This is a genomic window from Streptomyces parvus, assembly GCF_014648875.1.
In the GTDB taxonomy this organism is placed as follows: Bacteria; Actinomycetota; Actinomycetes; order Streptomycetales; family Streptomycetaceae; genus Streptomyces; species Streptomyces parvus.
In genome coordinates, this window is the sequence record NZ_BMRY01000004.1 from 350037 (window position 1) to 365597 (window position 15561).

The following is a 15561-nucleotide window of genomic DNA, read 5'->3' on the forward strand; positions in this document are numbered from 1 at the left end:
TGCCGTTCGAGTGACGGGTGTGTACCGGCTCCGCGCGGCCGGGTCTCCCCATCGTCGCTCGTGCGGGAGGAGACGGCGCGGTCGGTGCCTCCGTACGGGGGCGGGCCCGGGCCCGCCCTTGCCGGTGCTCAGCTCGCCCGGCCGTGCCGACGGGCGGTGGCGCGCTTGCGGTGCAGGAGCTTGATGGGGACCAGTGCCAGCCAGCACCACATGGCCGTGGGAGGCGAGGCGAGAAAGGCCACCGGCACCGTCGCGGCGAAGAGTGCGGCGGTCGAGGCCAGATCGGCGGTGACGGCCCGGCCCACTTCACTGCGGGAGGCCTCCGTCGCATGTTCCGTCTGCCGCCGGCCCGCAAGGAACATCGCCAGCTCCAGCAGGTTCGTGACGGCGACCATGCCCGCGTAGACGGCCACGGCCAGCGGGCGCCCGGCATACTCGGACAGCAGGGCCGTCGGGAACGGGACGAGAGCGATGGCGCCCAGCCACATCAGCGCGAACCGCAGCGCCACTCCCTCGAAGCGCGGGACGAGACGCACGATCAGCCGGTGATCGCGCCAGAACCCGGCCAGGATCGTGAAACTCAAGGCGTATGCGCCGAGGTCGGGCAGCGCCTGGCGCACGGCATCGGTGAACGCGTCCTTGTCCAGGCCCGGTTCGACATGGAGGTCCAGGACCAGCAGGGTCATCGCGATGGCGAAGATCCCGTCGGACAGGGTCGTCAGACGGTCCGCGCTCTTCTCGTCGGCCTGCTCGGCGGCGGCTCGGGCATCGCTCACCCGCCTCAGGGTGAGGGGACGCGGAGGCTCACCCCGTCATTACGCCGACGGCGGGCAAGCCGGTCCTTCGGGCTCCGGCTCGTCGAGGACGGCGGCCACGGCTTCGATCTCGACGAGTTGGTCGGCGTAGCCGAGCACGGTGACGCCCATCAGGGTGCTGGGCACGTCGTGGTCGCCGAAGGCGTCCCGGACCACCTGCCAGGCGGCCACGAGATCCTCCTGCCGCGCCGATGCCACGAGGACCCGGGTGCTGATGACGTCCTCGACCGAGGCGCCGGCGTCGGCGAGCGCGGTCCGCAGGTTCGCCACGGCCTGTGCCGCCTGGCCGGCGTAGTCCCCGACGGCCACGGTCCCGCCGTGCTCGTCGAGCGGGCACGAACCCGCGAGGAAGATCAGCCGCGCCCCGGCGGGCGCCGTGGCGGCGTAGGCGTACTCGGCGACGTCGGAGAGGGTACGGGAACGGATCAACGAAACGGCGCTGGTACGGGTCACGATGGGTGCGTCTCCTGCGTGGTCGGGGCGTCGCGTGCTGAGGGCGTGCGGGGTGATCCTTTCAGCGCGCGCCGGGTCCCGCCCCTCCTTTTGCAGGCAACTCGCACGGCAGTGCTCACGGCAACGCGCACGGCGGCTCGCGTGGTGACCGGCGTGGCGAGGAAATTCGGATGACCGGTGCACAGGGCGCCTCCTAGGGTGGCCCGATGACGTCGATCAGGCAGGTTCAGATCACCTTCGACTGTGCGTCGCCCACGCGCGTCGCGCACTTCTGGTGCGAGGTGTTGGGGTATGTCGTACCGCCGCCGCCGGAGGGGTTCGCCAGTTGGGACGATTACGGCCTTTCCCTGCCGCCGGAGAAGCGGGACGCGGGGTTCGCCTGCCAGGACCCCACGGGGGTGGGCCCGCGGCTGTACTTCCAGCGAGTTCCCGAGGGGAAGGTCGTCAAGAACCGCGTGCATCTTGATGTGCGGGTCGGTACCGGGCTCGTCGGGGAGGAGCGCCTCGCCGCGCTGGAGGCCGAGTGCGCGCGACTTCTGCCGCTCGGCGCGAAGCGGGTACAGATGCTCGTCGCCGACGAGGAGAACGAGTCCTGCCTCGTGATGCAGGACGTCGAGGGCAACGAGTTCTGCCTCGACTGACGTGCCGCGCACGCCCCGGTACCGTGGCTCGGCATGACCGACTCCGACGCCGACTCCGACGCCGATTCCGCCGCCGAGATCGAGATCACGGCGGACCTGGTCCGCGACCTGCTCCGGGAGCAGCATCCGGACCTCGCGGGGCTGGCCGTCCGCGAGGTCGCGGGCGGCTGGGACAACCAGCAGTGGCGCCTCGGGGACGAGTTGGCCGTACGCATGCCGCGTACGGAACGCGCCCCGGAGCTTCAGCGCAAGGAGGTCCGGTGGCTGCCCCTCCTGGCTCCGCGTCTGCCGCTCCCCGTTCCGCGCCCGGTGCGGGCCGGGGAGCCGTCCGCACGCTTCCCGAAGCGCTGGACGGTCATGACGTGGGTCCCCGGGGAGCCGCTGGACCGCACCTCGATCAGCCGTGGCGACCACGCGGCGGACACCCTGGCGGACTTCCTGAGGGCGCTCCATGCGCCGGCGCCCGCCGGGGCGCCGGGCGTGGTGGACCGGGGCGCTCACCCGCGTACGTACACCGAGGGCTTCGACCACTTCTTCCGGTCCGTCGCCCTTTACGGCAGGGCCGAGGAGGTCCGGGCCGTCTGGGACGACGCCGTCGCCGCCCCTGCGTGGGAGGGCCCGCCGGTCTGGGTGCACGGTGACCTCCACCCCGCGAACGTCGTCGTGGCGGACGGGACGCTCTCGGGCGTGATCGACTTCGGCGACCTGTTCGCCGGCGATCCGGCGTGGGATCTCGCGGCCGCCTGGGTCGTCCTCCCCGAGGGCGCCGCCGCCCGGTTCTTCGACGCGTACGCGCATGCGGACGGGGCGACGATCCGGCGCGCCCGTGGACTGGCCGCGCTGAAAAGCCTGTTCCTCATGCTCATGGGCGACAACGGGGACCGAGGGCTTCCCGGCGGCAAGCCTGCCTGGGGGCCCGCGGGCCGGGCGGCGCTCGATCGCGTTCTCCGTACGGCCGTGAACTGATCGTGCACTGCGCGTCGATGTGGTGTGACCGGGATGATGGTCAGCCGGCCACGGCGAGCTGCCGGGCGAAGCGGCGGACCGCGTCCGTGAAGGCGTCCGGGGCGTCGAAGTTCGCGAGATGTCCGGCCCGTGGGATCAGTTCGACACGGGCATCCGGATGCGCGCGGGCGAAGTCGGCCTCGCCGGACCGGAAGACGGTGTCCTTCTCGCCGTTCAGGATCAGCACCGGCGCCGCCACCTGGCGCAGCGCGTCCGTGCCGAAGCGGCCCAGTACCTCGCCCCAGGCGGCGGGCAAAGTGTGGAAGGCGTAACCGGAGCGGATGGTCGCCTCCACCACGTGCCGCGGGTAGCGCCGCAGCAGCAGCCGGTCGTTCCACCGGGTCAGCCGGTCCGCCGGGATGCGGGGGACCAGGCCGGCGACCCACCGGTAGGGCGTGGCCCAGGGGCCGCGGGTGGACGCGCCGGCGCCCGCGAGAACCAGCCCGCGCAACCGCTCCGGGCAGCGCCGGGCGAACTCCAGCGACACGTAACCGCCGAGCGAATGCCCGACGACCACGGCCGGTTCGCCACCGAGCGAGTCCACCGCGGCGGCGACGACCTCGGTCGCGCCGCTCAGGCTCCAGGGCTGCGCCGAGCGCGTTCCGTGCCCCGGAAGGTCGACGGCGGTGACCGGGAACTCCTCCCGGAGGGCGGAGAGTTGTGTACTCCACTGTCCCGCGCTGAAACGCGTCCCGTGCACGAAGACGATGGGCGGTGCGTCGGCTGTTGTCATCGGCCCCCCTCGAGCGAGGCCCCCAGATTAGTGGCCGTACAGCTGCCGCTCAGTGGCCGTATCAGCTGCCGCGCGGCGCGTACATGATCACGGCCATGCCGGCCAGGCAGACCAGGGCCCCGATGACGTCGAAGCGGTCGGGGCGGTAGCCGTCGGCGACCATGCCCCAGGCGATCGACCCGGCGACGAAGATGCCGCCGTACGCGGCGAGGATCCGGCCGAAGTTGTCGTCGCTCTGGAAGGTGGCGACCACGCCGTACAGCCCGAGCGCGATGACGCCGGCGCCGACCCACACCCAGCCCTTGTGCTCCCGCAGGCCCTGCCAGACCAGCCAGGCTCCCCCGATCTCGAACAGCGCGGCGACGACGAACAGGGCGATGGAACGGGCGACGAGCACGGTGGAGGGCTTCCTGGTGAGAGTGGCTGAAGCAGGGCGGGACGGGACAGGGCAGGAGGGGATAGGGCGGGGCAGGACGGGGGCGTCAGTCGGCGGAGCCGAAGAGATCCGCGAGCAGCGCGCCCCCGTCGGCGGGCGCGCGGACCTCCAGGTGCAGATACGGGCCGTCGAGGTGGAGGCGGAAGTCGAAGAAGGGGCAGCACGCCTGCTCCGCCGCTGCCAGCTCGGCGATGCGCGCGACCCGGTCGACGGGCAGGGTCAGCCGCAGGCCCTCGGGCAGGGCGGCCCGGTTCGCGCCGGAGACGGCGTCGCGCCACTGGTCGGTCCGCTCGCCCAGCCCGTCGCCGCTCAGCGAACAGGCGACCGGCACCGCACGCCACCGCTCCGCCTCCCGTTCGGCGGCCCGCCGCCCGCGCGACAGGACGACATCGACCGGCTGTCCGCCCCGGGATCCGCAGGAGACGGCGGCCTCACCGGAGACGGCGGCCTCACCGGAGACGGCGGCCCCACCGGAGACGGGGGCCCCGCTGGAGACGGCGGCCTCACCGGAGACGGCTGCCGCCCCCAGGGCTGCCGCCCCCAGGGCTGCCGCCCCCAGGGCTGCCGCCCCCGAGGCTGAAGACCCTCGGGCTGCCGGCCCCGCCCCCGGCGCCAGGAAGCCGCACCCCGGATCGCACCGCCCGGCCCGGTCCGGCAGTGTGTCCAGGTGGGCCAGAGCGCCGCGCAGGGAAGCGGTGAAGGCCGCCAGCTCGGCGGCGCGGCTCTCGGCCTCGGCGAGCCGGGCGGAGATCCGGGGCCGCAGATCGGCCTTCACATCGCGGCAGGCGCCCGCCTCCCACACCCCGACCAGCTCGCCGATCTCCTCCAGCGCAAGCCCCAGATGCTTGGCCGCGCCGATGAACGCCAGCCGGTCGACCGCGTCCTCGCCGTACATCCGGTACCCGGCGGGGGTCCGGTCGGCGGACAGCAGCCCCGCGCTCTCGTAGAACCGCAGGGTCGTGGCCGGCACCCCGCTGCGCTCGGCGAGCTGGGAGATCCGCATGGTGGTCATACCACCGACCGTAAACCTTCCACCCGACTGGAAGGTCAAGGTGCCGTCGCTCCACTCCGCCGCTCCGCGCCGTCACCCGTGTCGAGCGCTCCGCGTCAAGCGGTCCGTGTGTCGGCGCGGTCACAGGGCACCTGGGCATGACCGAGCGGCGGCTATGTACTAGAGTTATCTCGACATCGAGATATCTGCCGAGGCGCACCACAGCCGCCGCCCGGTAAGGGTTACCTAACTAAGCCTTACCTTAGCGGATGGCCGGAGCCGTAGGTGGCAAAACGCGGCGCCGGCTGCCAATGAGGCGCGGCGCGGTAGACGCGCACATTGAAGAAGGAGACTGTCGTGTCGGCGAACAGCTTCGACGCCCGCAGCACGCTGCGCGTGGGCGACGAGTCGTACGAGATCTTCAAGCTGGACAAGGTAGAGGGCTCCGCGCGCCTCCCGTACAGCCTGAAGGTCCTGCTGGAGAACCTGCTCCGTACCGAGGACGGCGCGAACATCACCGCCGACCACATCCGGGCCATCGGCGGCTGGGACTCCCAGGCGCAGCCCAGCCAGGAGATCCAGTTCACGCCGGCCCGCGTGATCATGCAGGACTTCACCGGCGTCCCGTGTGTCGTGGACCTCGCCACCATGCGTGAGGCCGTCAAGGAGCTCGGCGGCGACCCGGCGAAGATCAACCCGCTGGCCCCGGCCGAGCTGGTCATCGACCACTCCGTCATCGCCGACAAGTTCGGCACGAAGGACGCCTTCGGCCAGAACGTCGAGCTGGAGTACGGCCGCAACAAGGAGCGCTACCAGTTCCTGCGCTGGGGCCAGACCGCCTTCGACGAGTTCAAGGTCGTCCCCCCGGGCACCGGCATCGTCCACCAGGTGAACATCGAGCACCTGGCCCGCACGGTCATGGTCCGCAACGGCCAGGCGTACCCCGACACCCTCGTCGGCACCGACTCGCACACCACCATGGTCAACGGCCTCGGTGTGCTCGGCTGGGGCGTCGGCGGCATCGAGGCCGAGGCCGCGATGCTCGGCCAGCCGGTCTCCATGCTCATCCCGCGCGTCGTCGGCTTCAAGCTGACCGGTGAGCTGAAGCCCGGCACCACCGCCACCGACCTCGTGCTGACCATCACCGAGATGCTCCGCAAGCACGGTGTCGTCGGCAAGTTCGTCGAGTTCTACGGTGAGGGCGTCGCCGCCACCTCGCTCGCCAACCGCGCCACCATCGGCAACATGTCGCCCGAGTTCGGCTCCACCGCCGCGATCTTCCCGATCGACGACGAGACCCTGAACTACCTGCGCCTGACCGGCCGCGACGCCCAGCAGGTCGCCCTCGTCGAGGCGTACGCCAAGGAGCAGGGCCTCTGGCTGGACCCGAAGGCCGAGCCCGACTTCTCCGAGAAGCTGGAGCTCGACCTCGCCACGGTCGTCCCCTCCATCGCCGGACCGAAGCGCCCGCAGGACCGCATCGTCCTCGCCAACGCCGCGCAGCAGTTCGCCCAGGACGTCCGCAACTACGTCTCGGACGACGAGGAGGCGGGCAAGGAGTCCTTCCCGGCCTCCGACGCCCCGGCCGTCTCCAACGGCGTCCCGTCGAAGCCGACCACCGTCACCGCCCCCGACGGCTCGACCTACGAGATCGACCACGGCGCCGTCACCGTCGCCGCGATCACCTCCTGCACCAACACCTCGAACCCCTACGTCATGGTCGCCGCCGCGCTCGTGGCGAAGAAGGCGGTCGAGAAGGGCCTGACCCGCAAGCCGTGGGTCAAGACCACCCTCGCCCCGGGCTCGAAGGTCGTCACCGACTACTTCGACAAGGCGGGCCTGACCCCCTACCTCGACAAGGTCGGCTTCAACCTCGTCGGCTACGGCTGCACCACCTGCATCGGCAACTCCGGCCCGCTGCCGGAGGAGGTCTCCAAGGCCGTCAACGACAACGACCTCGCGGTCACGTCGGTCCTCTCCGGCAACCGCAACTTCGAGGGCCGCATCAACCCCGACGTCAAGATGAACTACCTGGCGTCCCCGCCGCTGGTCGTCGCGTACGCCATCGCCGGTTCGATGAAGGTCGACATCACCAAGGACGCCCTCGGCACCGACCAGGACGGCAAGCCGGTCTTCCTGGCCGACATCTGGCCGACCGAGGCCGAGGTCAACGACGTCGTGGCGAACGCCATCGGCGAGGACATGTTCAACAAGTCCTACCAGGACGTCTTCGCGGGCGACGCCCAGTGGCAGGCGCTCCCGATCCCGACCGGCAACACCTTCGAGTGGGACTCCGAGTCCACCTACGTGCGCAAGCCCCCGTACTTCGAGGGCATGACGATGGAGACGACCCCGGTCGAGGACATCACCGGCGCCCGCGTCCTCGCCAAGCTCGGCGACTCGGTCACCACCGACCACATCTCCCCGGCCGGCGCCATCAAGGCCGACACCCCGGCCGGCAAGTACCTCACGGAGCACGGCATCGAGCGCCGTGACTTCAACTCCTACGGCTCGCGCCGTGGTAACCACGAGGTCATGATCCGCGGCACGTTCGCCAACATCCGCCTGCGCAACCAGATCGCGCCGGGCACCGAGGGCGGCTACACCCGCGACTTCACCCAGGCCGACGGCCCGGTGTCGTTCATCTACGACGCCTCGCAGAACTACCAGGCCGCCGGCACCCCGCTCGCGATCCTCGCGGGCAAGGAGTACGGCTCCGGCTCGTCCCGCGACTGGGCCGCCAAGGGCACCGCGCTCCTCGGCGTCAAGGCCGTCATCGCCGAGTCCTACGAGCGCATCCACCGCTCGAACCTCATCGGCATGGGCGTCCTCCCGCTCCAGTTCCCCGAGGGCCAGAACGCCGAGACCCTCGGTCTCACCGGCGAGGAGGCCTTCTCCTTCACCGGCGTCACCGAGCTGAACAACGGCACCACCCCCCGTACGGTCAAGGTCACCACCGACACCGGTGTGGAGTTCGACGCGGTCGTCCGCATCGACACCCCCGGCGAGGCCGACTACTACCGCAACGGCGGCATCCTGCAGTACGTGCTCCGCAGCCTGATCCGCAGCTGATCAGCGAGCGGCACAACGCGAGGGGCGCGCCCCGGGTTCTCCCCGGTGCGCGCCCCTCGCGCCGTTCCCGCGGCCGTGGCCGGAGGCCGCCTCAGTCCCCTGTCGGCATCCGCGTCAGGTCGACAAGTCGGCATGTCGTACCCTGCGGCACCTCACCGAGCCCGTGGATCTCCTCCACCACGCTCTTGCCGGGCCCGAGGTCGAGCACTCCCGTGACACCGTCCGCGACCTTGGTGCCGTCCTTGTCGAGGAACTCGACCCCTATGTGGTAGCTCGCCGTCGTGGACGAGCCGTTCACGACCTTCACCTTCGCCGACTGCCAGCCGATCTGCGGATCGCGCGTGCACGCGGTGATCGTGACGTCCTTCTTCACATCCGGTTCGGTCACGGTGGGCTCCGGGGCGGCTTCCGCCGGGTCCTCCTCGTACGGCTCCTCGTACGGGTCCTCGTACGGGTCCTCCTCGTACGGCTCCGAGTAGGGTGCCTCCGACCTCGGCGGCAGCGCGATGGAGTCCTCGACCGAGGACATCGCGGAGTAGACGAGCGCCACCACCGCTCCCGCCACGACGAGCCCGCCGCCCACGGCCAGCGTCACGATCAGCCCCGTGTGCTGTTTCCGCGGCGGTCCCGGGGGCGCGGCCCACGGCGAAGGCCGCTCCGGAGGCGCCCCCGCCGGAGGCAGGTGCTCCGGCTGCGGCTGTTCGGGCGGCGGAGGCGGAAAGTTGTCGGACATGCGGTCCCCCCACGGGAAAGTGATCAGCTGAGGGGCTTACCGTACGTGGCCCCCGTCGGCCCCACCCGCACCACCTGGACAGAAAGCGAACGGACCACCATGGGCGAGCTGATCCTCATCCGGCACGGCGAGACCGAATGGTCCCGTTCCGGGCAGCACACGAGCTGGACCGACCTTCCCCTCACCGACATCGGGGAGCGCCAGGCCCGCGCGCTCGTCCCGCTCCTGGCCGACCGCACCATCGGGCTCACCCTGGTCAGCCCGTCGATCCGGGCCCGCCGCACCGCCGAACTGGCCGGGCTCCCCGCACCCCGCGTCACCCCCGAGCTGCGGGAGTGGGACTACGGCGGGTACGAGGGCATCACCACCCGGGAGATCCGTCGCACCCGACCCTTCTGGAACCTGTGGACCGACGGCGTCGACCCCGGCTCCGACGAGCACCCCGGCGAGAGCCCCGCCCAGATCGGGCAGCGGGCCGACCAGGTGCTCGCGGGCGTCCGGTCGGCCGCCGAGGAGGTCCCGGACGAGGAGGACGTCGCGCTCGTCGCCCACTCGCACTTCCTGCGCGTCCTCACCGCCCGCTACCTCGGCCTGACCCCGGCCGAGGGCCGCCTCTTCCAGATCGCCACCGGAGCCGTCTCCCGCCTCGGCACGGAACACGGCCGTCCGGTCGTCGCCGCGCTCAACGTCGCCCTGCCCGAAAGCCTCCAGGGCGGCTGACCCGCGGCTGACACGGCCGTCGCACCCGCCTCCACCCGCAGAACCGCTGACACGCCGACGGCCGGCACCCCGTCCTTCCGGGGTACCGGCCGCCCACGCTCACCACGTCACGTTCAGGACAGCAGCTCCACCTCCGCGAGCGTCGCCGAACCCGTCAGCACCAGCCGGTACTTCGTGTACGAGCCGGGCTTAGCCACCGAGAACACCCGGGTCTGCCTGTCCCAGGCGAACGACTGGCCCGAGCGGCGGTCGACGTCCTTCCACTCCTTGCCGTCCGTCGAACCCTGGAGCGTCCACCCCTTCGGTGCCTTGTCCGCAGCCGCCGAGGTCAGCGTGTACTGGATCCCCTTCGTGGCCGAGGACACCGGCAGCTCCACCGACTCCACCGTCTCCGACGTGGCCGAGGTGTCGTCGAACAGCGCGCCGTCACCCTTCAGCGCGTCGGCCTTGGGGGTCGGGACCTTGTCGTCCTTCTGCACCGAGACCGGGGCCGCGTCCTTGCCCGTGCCCCAGGCCGACGGCTTCGGGCCCATGTCGAACTCCAGCGTGCCGCCCCTGGCCAGCACGTCGTGGGGGAGCGCCGTGGAGGTCCACTTCTTGCCGTTGACCTTCACGCCCTGCACGTAGATGTTCTTGTCGCTGTTCTCCGGGGCCTTCACGACCAGCTTGCGGCCGTTGTCCATGCGGACGGTGACCTTCTTGAAGAGCGGCGAGCCGATCGCGTACTCCCCGCTGCCCATCACCAGCGGGTAGAAGCCGAGCGAGGAGAAGAGGAACCACGCCGACTGCTCGCCGTTGTCCTCGTCGCCGTGGATGCCCTGCCCGATCTCGCTGCCGACGTACAGCCGGCCCAGCACCTCGCGGACCTTCTCCTGCGTCTTGTACGGCTGCGAGGCCGCGTTGTACATGTACGTGGCGTGGTGGGCGACCTGGTTGCTGTGGCCGTACTGGCCCATCCGCACGTCACGCGCCTCGGTCATCTCGTGGATGACCCCGCCGTAGCTGCCGACGAACTCCGGGCCCGCCGTCTCCGGCGTGGAGAAGTACGTGTCCAGCTTCTTGCCCAGACCCGCGCGGCCGCCGTACAGGTTGGCCAGGCCCCGGCTGTCCTGCGGGGCGGTGAAGGCGTAGCCCCAGCCGTTGGTCTCGGTGTAGTCGTAGCCCCAGACGCGCGGGTCGTACTGGTCCGAGGGCAGGCGCCAGTCGCCGTTCGGCTTCTTGCCCTGGAAGAACCCGGCCTTGTCGTCGAAGAGCTTGACGTACTTCTGCGCCCGGTTCATGAAGTACTCGGACTCTTCCTTGTACCGCGCCTTCTTCGTCTTCCTGTACAGCTCCTGGCCCATGCGGGCGATGCCGTAGTCGTTGACGTAACCCTCCAGGGACCACGACAGGCCCTCGTGGGTGGCGGTGTCGGCGTACCCCGTGAAGACCGAGGTCTCCAGGCCCTTGCGGCCGACGCCCGAGGACGGCGGGGCCACGGTGGCGTTCTTGAGCGCCGCGTCGTAGGCCGCCTCGGCGTCGAACTTCACGCCCTTGACGTACGCGTCGGCGAACGCCACGTCCGAGCTGGTGCCGGTCATCAGGTCCGCGTAGCCGGGGGAGGACCAGCGCGAGGTCCAGCCGCCGTCCTTGTAGTGCTGGACGAAGCCGTCCACCAGCTCGCCGGCCTTCTTCGGGGAGAAGAAGGAGTACGCGGGCCAGGTCGTGCGGTAGGTGTCCCAGAAGCCGTTGTTGACGTACACCTCGCCGTCGACGATCTTCGCGCCGGTCTGCGTCGGGGTGTTCTCACCGGTCGCCTTGGAGAAGGGGCTGGCGTACTTGTTCCTGCCCTTCACCTTCTCGTGGCCGGAGTTCGGGTAGAGGTAGAGCCGGTAGAGGCTGGAGTAGAGCGTCGTCAGCTGGTCGGCGTTCGCGCCCTCGACCTCGACCGTTCCCAGGATGTCGTCCCAGGCGCCCTGCGCCTTGCGCTGCACGCGCTCGAAGGAGGTCGACTCCGGGATCTCCATCGCCAGGTTCTGCTTCGCCTGGTCGACGCCGATCAGCGAGGTGGCCAGGCGCAGGTTGACCGTGCGGTCCTTGCCCGCGTCGAAGCGGAAGAACCCGGTGACGTCGTCGCCCCCGCCGCCCTTCAGCTTGCCGCTGTCGGTGACCGGCGCGTCGAAGACGCCGTACACGAACATCCGGGTCGCGCCGGTGGACAGGCCGCTCTTGACGTCCGTGAAGCCGGAGAAGGAACTGGTCTTCGGGTCCAGCGTGATGCCGCCGTCGTTCGAGACGTTGTCGAAGATCAGGCCGGCGTCCTTGCCCGGATAGGTGAACCGCATCCGGGCCGCGTGGTCGGTCGGCGTCATCTCGGCCTTGAGGCCGTTCTCGAACGTGACGCCGTAGTAGTGCGGCTTCGCCGTCTCGTTCTCGTGCCGGAAGGGCAGCGCGCGGGCGGTCCGGGAGGCGTCCGGGGTGCCGCTCGCGGCCGAGGGCATCAGCTGGAAGGTCTGCCGGTCGCCCATCCACGGGCTCGGCTCATGGCTCGCGCCGAAGGCCTGGAGCGTGGGGAGGTTGTCCGCGTTGTTGCCCCGGTGGTAGTCGTACAGCCAGCTCAGCGAACCTGCGTTCGTCACCGGCGTCCAGAAGTTGAAGCCGTGCGGGACCGCCGTGGTCGGAATGTTGTTGCCGCGCGAGAAGCCGCCGCTGGAGTTGGTGCCCCGGGTCGTCAGCGCGTAGTCCGACAGATGCGCCTTGCGCTTCTCCGGCTTCTTCGGGGCGATCGCGATGTCATCGATCCACCCCTGGAACTTCGCCTTCCCCTTGGGGGAGTCGTACGCCACCAGGATCCGGTCGACCGTCTTGCCCGCGGCGACCGTGCCGATCCGGGCGGCGACCTTGTTCCACTGGTTCACGTAGAGGCGCTTGGCGTCCGCCTGGCCCTGCGGGGTCAGCAGCCCGCCGTGGCTGTCGGTGGCCTTCAGATCGCTCAGGTACGTGCCGTCGGTGAAGGTGAGGTCCACCGCGACGTGCGTGGCGGGGTAGTTCAGGTCCGTCTCGCCCATCTGCGGGTAGACGAGGTAGGACAGCTCGGTGTCCTTGGTGACGGCCGTGTTCACGTCGAAGATCTTGTTGTACGAGTACGCGCGTCCGTCGGGCGTGTGCGTACCCGCGTAACGCAGTGCCTTCTTTCCGGTGAATCCCGCACCCGACTTGGCGGTGGGGGAGCCGGAGGGGCCGCGGTCGGGCTGGCTGCGCATCTCCTCGGGCACCGGGGTGGAGGTGTCACCGTTCGAGAACTGAACGTCGGCGAGCTGGAGCGCGTCCGCGCCGTTGTTCTTGGTGATCTCCAGGCGGAAGTGCTTGTACGCGGTGTCGCCCGCGAAGTCGTAACTCTTCGTCTCGTGCCGCTTGGCGAGGGACTCGCCGGTGCGGGTGTCGAGGTCGGTCCACTCCTTGCCGTCCGCCGAGCCCTTCAGCGTCCAGTCCTTCGGGTCGCGTTCGGCGTGGTCGTTGGCCGAAGTGAGGGCGTACGTCACGACCTTGACCGGTTCATCCAGATCGAACTCGGCCCAGCCGGTCTTCGCGAACGTCAGCCACTTGGAACCGGGCTCGACGTCGACGAGGTTCTCCTTGACCTCGCCGCCCGCGGTGTTCTCGGCGCTCGCGCGCACCTCCGTCACCCGGTCGGTGACATTGCCCGGTATGCCGGAGGAGAAGCCCCCGTCGACGCCGGAGGACCGCTTCTTGCCGTCGGGGCCCTCCTCGACGGTGCTGCGCCAGTCCGGCTGCCTCTCGTCCGCCTCGAAGGAGGTGGTGAACGTCCGGTCGCCGGAAGGCTTGCGGTCCGGCGAGGCGGGCTGCGCGGTGGCGACCGCGGGGGCGATCACCACCAGGACGAGGGACGCCGCCAGGGCGGCTGCTGTGGGGGTCCGTCTCCGGCGGGGGGCCGGGCGGGGGACCGCGTGAGGGGCTGTGTCGAAGCCGTGGTTGAGGCCGCTTGGTGGCTGCATGCCGAGCCGTTCCTCCCCGGGAAAATGCATGGACAACGTTGTCATAGCGGGATGCAAGGTCCAGTAGGGAGCCAAGTGACGGGACGTGTCAAGGGTGTTGCCGCGGGGTCCGTCCGCGAATCGACCCGAATGGGGAAATAGCCGCCGCGGAAGGAGGGCGCGGGGCGCCGAGGTGACCCTGAGGTCTCAACTCGGGAAAGACTGCCGCCCAAACCTGCATTCGATCTTGCTCAGTTGGCGACAAGTGGACTATACCTGTCGGCATCTGCACAGCCGTTTCACGCGGATGTGCGCGGGGGAAACAGGAACGTCGCGAGGACGCCGAGGGCGTCCTCGCTGTACGGTCTCCCGGCATCCCCACTGCACCGGCCTGCCCGGTACATCTGCATATCCGCATGACCCAAGCGCAACTGACCGCGGTGGCGGGGCCCTTCGCCTGAGGCGAATTCTCGACGGGTGACCGGCACACCGCCTGAGTCCTGGAGAAGGCGAGGACTTGAGCATGGGATCCACCTCCGCCCACAACAATGAGGGCCTTGGCCGTCGCGATCTGATCAAGCGTTCTGCCGCACTCGGCCTGATCGCTGTTCCGACGATGAGCTTCCTGTCCGCCTGCGCGAGCGGCGACAGCAGCAGCGACGACAAGGTCGAAAAGGGCGAAAAGAGCGACAAGAACCCGCTGGCCGTCAACGGCAGCGCGCCGCTGGAGATCGTCATCTTCGACGGCGGCTTCGGCACCAAGTACGCCGAGGACGCCAAGGCCGTCTACGAGAAGACCTACCCCGAGGCGAAGGTCAAGTTCTCGGCGACGCAGAAGATCCAGTCGGTTCTTCAGCCGCGGTTCAACGGTGGCACCCCGCCGGACCTGATCGACAACTCCGGGGCCCAGCAGATGGACATGGGCGTCCTGGTCGGCAAGAAGCAGCTCACCGACCTGACCCCGCTCCTCGACGCCCCCTCCATCGACGACCCCGCCAAGAAGGTCCGCGACACCCTGCGGCCCGGCATCGTCGAGATGGGCCAGTTCGACGGCGACCCGGTCTGGATCATGTACTACGCGTACACGGTCTACGGCGTCTGGTACTCGCAGACCGCGCTGGAGAAGCTCGACTCGGCGTACCCGGAGAACTGGGACGACATGCTCGCGCTCTGCGCGAAGGCGAAGAAGAAGGGCATCGCCGGCTGGACCTACCCCGGCAAGCACCCCTACTACCTCCCCTTCTCGCTGTACCCCTTCATCGCCAAGATCGGCGGTGCCGAGGTCCTCGACGCGATCGACAACCTGGAGCCGAAGGCCTGGGAGCACCCCGCGGTAAAGGCGGCCTTCGAGGCGTACTACGAGCTCGTCGCCAAGGACTACATCCTGGAGGGCACCCCCGGCCTCGACCACCGCGGTTCGCAGGGCGCCTGGGCCCGCGGCAAGGCGCTGTTCATCCCGAACGGCTCCTGGGTGGAGAACGAGGAAGCGGCGATCATCCCCAAGGACTTCAAGCTGTCCGTGGGCGCCCCCTCCAGCCTCGACTCCTCCGACAAGATGCCGTTCGGCACCCTCTGGGCGTCCGGCGGCGAGCCGTTCATCGTCCCGAGCAAGGCGAAGAACGTCGAGGGCGGTATGGAGCAGCTGCGCATCATGCTCAGCGAGGCCTCCTCCAAGTCCTTCACCTCCAGCACGAAGTCGCTGTCCGCCTTCAACGGCGGCACGGACGGCATCGAGCTGTCCGATGGCCTCAAGTCCGGTGTCGCCGCGCTGGAGAAGGCCGGCACCAACGTGGTCAACCCGCGCCTGCAGGACTGGTACGTGAAGCTCCAGAAGGAGCAGATCGGTGTCGCCGCGCTCGGCGAGATGATGGCGGGCCGCGCCAAGCCGGCCGAGACCATCAAGAAGATCCAGGCCTTCGCCGACGCGACCGCCAAGGACCAGTCCATCAAGCACTTCAAGCACCAGTGACCACGCGTCACCAGCGGCG

The 15561-nt window shown here is 69.9% G+C and carries 12 protein-coding genes; 5 read left to right on the forward strand and 7 right to left on the reverse strand.

Annotated features, from left to right (window positions below; genetic code table 11):
- Positions 1-128: 128 nt before the first annotated feature.
- Both IE140_RS15125 and IE140_RS15130 read right to left on the reverse strand, forming a co-directional pair.
- Positions 129-776: a TMEM175 family protein gene (locus IE140_RS15125; RefSeq protein ID WP_150196869.1), complete on the reverse strand. Its 648-nt coding sequence runs from the start codon at positions 774-776 to the stop codon at positions 129-131.
- Positions 777-815: 39 nt separating this feature from the next.
- On the reverse strand, positions 816-1268 hold the full coding sequence (locus IE140_RS15130; RefSeq protein WP_150196870.1) for a RidA family protein: 453 nt from the start codon (positions 1266-1268) through the stop codon (positions 816-818).
- A 206-nt stretch (positions 1269-1474) separates the two neighbouring features.
- Here IE140_RS15130 and IE140_RS15135 point away from each other — a divergent pair, with 206 nt between their 5' ends.
- Together IE140_RS15135 and IE140_RS15140 are read left to right on the forward strand one after the other, a co-directional pair.
- Positions 1475-1909, forward strand: coding sequence for a VOC family protein (locus IE140_RS15135; protein WP_150196871.1), 435 nt, complete (start codon positions 1475-1477; stop codon positions 1907-1909).
- Positions 1910-1942: 33 nt separating this feature from the next.
- Positions 1943-2875 carry an aminoglycoside phosphotransferase family protein gene (locus IE140_RS15140; RefSeq protein WP_150196872.1) on the forward strand — a complete coding sequence of 311 codons (933 nt, stop codon included), beginning with the start codon at positions 1943-1945 and terminating at the stop codon, positions 2873-2875.
- Positions 2876-2915: 40 nt separating this feature from the next.
- On the opposite strand, the gene IE140_RS15145 is transcribed toward IE140_RS15140, so the two are convergent.
- The 3 genes from IE140_RS15145 to IE140_RS15155 form a co-directional block, all read right to left on the reverse strand.
- Complete coding sequence (locus IE140_RS15145; RefSeq protein ID WP_150196873.1) at positions 2916-3647, reverse strand: alpha/beta fold hydrolase; 732 nt, start codon at positions 3645-3647, stop codon at positions 2916-2918.
- A 61-nt stretch (positions 3648-3708) separates the two neighbouring features.
- Positions 3709-4044, reverse strand: coding sequence for a YnfA family protein (locus IE140_RS15150; protein WP_093813266.1), 336 nt, complete (start codon positions 4042-4044; stop codon positions 3709-3711).
- Positions 4045-4129: 85 nt separating this feature from the next.
- Positions 4130-5095, reverse strand: coding sequence for a MerR family transcriptional regulator (locus IE140_RS15155; protein ID WP_150197843.1), 966 nt, complete (start codon positions 5093-5095; stop codon positions 4130-4132).
- Positions 5096-5431: 336 nt separating this feature from the next.
- Between IE140_RS15155 and acnA the strand changes: the two genes are divergently transcribed.
- Positions 5432-8146 (forward strand): aconitate hydratase AcnA, encoded by a 2715-nt coding sequence (gene acnA / locus IE140_RS15160; RefSeq protein ID WP_150197845.1) that lies wholly within the window; start codon positions 5432-5434, stop codon positions 8144-8146.
- Positions 8147-8237: 91 nt separating this feature from the next.
- On the opposite strand, the gene IE140_RS15165 is transcribed toward acnA, so the two are convergent.
- On the reverse strand, positions 8238-8741 hold the full coding sequence (locus tag IE140_RS15165) for a hypothetical protein (protein WP_229826802.1): 504 nt from the start codon (positions 8739-8741) through the stop codon (positions 8238-8240).
- Between the two features lie 237 nt (positions 8742-8978).
- On the opposite strand from IE140_RS15165, the gene IE140_RS15170 reads away from it, so the two are divergent.
- Positions 8979-9599: a histidine phosphatase family protein gene (locus IE140_RS15170; protein WP_150197849.1), complete on the forward strand. Its 621-nt coding sequence runs from the start codon at positions 8979-8981 to the stop codon at positions 9597-9599.
- A gap of 113 nt (positions 9600-9712) precedes the next feature.
- On the opposite strand, the gene IE140_RS15175 is transcribed toward IE140_RS15170, so the two are convergent.
- Entirely contained in the window at positions 9713-13594 is a 3882-nt protein-coding gene (locus IE140_RS15175) for a GH92 family glycosyl hydrolase (protein WP_189460443.1), read from the reverse strand.
- Between the two features lie 502 nt (positions 13595-14096).
- Between IE140_RS15175 and ngcE the strand changes: the two genes are divergently transcribed.
- Positions 14097-15542 carry an N-acetylglucosamine/diacetylchitobiose ABC transporter substrate-binding protein gene (ngcE, locus tag IE140_RS15180; RefSeq protein ID WP_032777564.1) on the forward strand — a complete coding sequence of 482 codons (1446 nt, stop codon included), beginning with the start codon at positions 14097-14099 and terminating at the stop codon, positions 15540-15542.
- Positions 15543-15561: the final 19 nt, after the last annotated feature.